This is a genomic window from Neptuniibacter sp. (assembly GCF_024231755.1).
Taxonomy (GTDB): Bacteria; Pseudomonadota; Gammaproteobacteria; order Pseudomonadales; family Balneatricaceae; genus Neptuniibacter.
In genome coordinates, this window is the sequence record NZ_JAAEQH010000114.1 from 1 (window position 1) to 1,743 (window position 1,743).

Below are 1,743 nucleotides of genomic sequence, written 5' to 3' on the forward strand. Positions count from 1 at the left end.
CTAAGCTTAAAGAACTTGAGCTTAAAGATGTTCTTATCGTGACTGAAGAAGTAGATGAAAATCTTTTCTTATCGGCACGTAACCTGTACAAGGTTGACACACGTGATGTAGCTGGTATCGATCCTGTAAGCTTAATTGCTTTCGATAAGGTACTAATTACAGCTGCTGCTGTTAAGCAACTTGAGGAGGCGCTAGCATGATCCGTGAAGAACGTCTTTTAAAAGTGATCCTTGCTCCACATATCTCTGAAAAAAGCACAATTGCTGCTGAAGAAAACAACACGATTGTTTTCAAAGTAGCAAATGACGCAACTAAAGCTGAAGTTAAAGCGGCAGTTGAGAAGCTTTTTGAAGTAGAAGTAACTGGTGTTCGCACACTTAACGTTAAGGGTAAAACAAAACGTACTGGCATGCGTTTCGGTCGTCGTAGCGACTGGAAGAAAGCTTACGTTACTCTTAAAGAAGGTAGCGAGCTGGACTTTGTCGGCGGCGCCGAGTAATAAGGGGAGTTAGAATTATGGCACTTCAAAAGTGTAAGCCAACTTCTGCGGGTCGTCGTCACCTAGTTAAAGTGGTTAACCCAGATTTACATAAGGGTAAACCTTACGCACCACTATTAGAGAAAAACTCTAAATCAGGTGGTCGTAATAACAATGGTCGTATTACGGTTCGTCATATCGGTGGTGGTCATAAGCAGCATTACCGTTTAATCGATTTTAAACGTACTAAAGATGGCATTCCAGCCACTGTTGAGCGTTTAGAATATGATCCAAATCGTAGCGCAAACATCGCTCTTGTATTATATGCAGACGGTGAGCGTCGTTACATTATCGCACCTAAAGGCTTAAAAGCTGGCGATGCAATCCAGTCTGGTGTTGATGCACCAATCAAGCCTGGTAATGCATTACCTATGCGTAACATGCCTGTAGGTTCGACTGTTCACAACGTAGAATTAAAACCAGGTAAAGGTGCTCAAATCGCACGTTCTGCTGGTGCATACGTTCAAATCCTTGCGCGTGATGGTCAATACGTAACATTACGTCTTCGTTCTGGCGAAGTACGTAAAGTACAATCTGATTGTCGTGCAACGCTAGGTGAAGTAGGCAATGCTGAGCATATGCTTCGTTCACTTGGTAAAGCAGGTGCAAATCGCTGGCGTGGTATTCGTCCGACAGTTCGTGGTGTTGCCATGAACCCGGTTGATCACCCACACGGTGGTGGTGAAGGTCGTACATCTGGTGGTCGTCATCCTGTGTCTCCATGGGGTAAACCGACTAAAGGTGCTAAGACGCGTAAGAACAAGCGTACGGATAAATTTATAGTACGTCGTCGTACTAAGTAATATTGAGGAATAGCCATGCCACGCTCTCTCAAGAAGGGTCCTTTTATAGACCTACACTTGCTGAAGAAGGTAGAGAAAGCTTTGGAAAGCGGTGAAAAGAAGCCAATTAAAACTTGGAGCCGTCGTTCAATGATCATACCTAACATGATCGGATTGACCATTGCTGTCCATAATGGTCGCCAGCATGTACCAGTTTTCGTTTCTGACGAAATGATCGGTCACAAACTAGGTGAATTTGCACCAACTCGCACTTACCGTGGCCATGCTGCGGATAAGAAAGCGAAGAAACGTTAAGAGGGGAAGATAAATGCAAGCATTAGCTAAACATAAATTCGCCTCTGGTTCGGCGCAAAAAGCACGTCTAGTTGCAGATCAGATCCGCGGGTTACCTGTCGATCGCGC

4 protein-coding genes and 1 pseudogene are annotated in these 1,743 nt (G+C 44.5%); all 5 read left to right on the forward strand.

The window, feature by feature from the left end; translation table 11 throughout:
- A partial coding sequence (gene rplD, locus GY843_RS06395; protein ID WP_297307693.1) for a 50S ribosomal protein L4 occupies positions 1 to 200 on the forward strand: 200 nt, incomplete at its 5' end.
- On the forward strand, positions 197 to 499 hold the full coding sequence (rplW, locus tag GY843_RS06400; protein ID WP_008108343.1) for a 50S ribosomal protein L23: 303 nt from the start codon (positions 197 to 199) through the stop codon (positions 497 to 499). The genes rplD and rplW, both read left to right, overlap by 4 nt.
- A 17-nt stretch (positions 500 to 516) precedes the next feature.
- Positions 517 to 1,341 carry a 50S ribosomal protein L2 gene (gene rplB / locus GY843_RS06405; RefSeq protein ID WP_297307696.1) on the forward strand — a complete coding sequence of 275 codons (825 nt, stop codon included), beginning with the start codon at positions 517 to 519 and terminating at the stop codon, positions 1,339 to 1,341.
- 15 nt (positions 1,342 to 1,356) lie between these two features.
- Positions 1,357 to 1,635 (forward strand): 30S ribosomal protein S19, encoded by a 279-nt coding sequence (gene rpsS / locus GY843_RS06410; protein WP_004588689.1) that lies wholly within the window; start codon positions 1,357 to 1,359, stop codon positions 1,633 to 1,635.
- Between the two features lie 13 nt (positions 1,636 to 1,648).
- Positions 1,649 to 1,743: pseudogene (gene rplV, locus GY843_RS06415) on the forward strand (50S ribosomal protein L22); the annotation flags it as partial.